This window comes from Saezia sanguinis (assembly GCF_003991585.1).
Lineage (GTDB): Bacteria > Pseudomonadota > Gammaproteobacteria > Burkholderiales > Burkholderiaceae_C > Saezia > Saezia sanguinis.
Genome location: NZ_PQSP01000197.1, coordinates 1 through 240, shown reverse-complemented (window position 1 = coordinate 240; position 240 = coordinate 1). Strand labels below are relative to the sequence as shown.

The following is a 240-nucleotide window of genomic DNA, read 5'->3' as shown; positions in this document are numbered from 1 at the left end:
ATACCAATGATAAAAGCGAGTTCAGAAATACAATACTTTAATGTAGCAACGAGTAATATCATCTTCGGTATGATTATCTTTACTGGAATAATAGGACTTACTTTATGTACGATATACATGCTTCATATGGTACTTTTAGTTACTTTTCCAATGAGTATTACTATTTTATTATTTTTAATCACTATCTTTGTTAATATGGATTATATTATTTTATTTGATTCCGTGGGGCTAGGTATATTG

Annotated in this window: 1 protein-coding gene; it reads left to right on the top strand. The window is 27.5% G+C overall.

Going from position 1 to position 240, the window contains the following annotated elements; all coding sequences use genetic code 11:
• Positions 1 to 240: hypothetical protein (locus CUZ56_RS15470; protein WP_204250985.1), on the top strand; the 240-nt coding region annotated here is incomplete at both ends.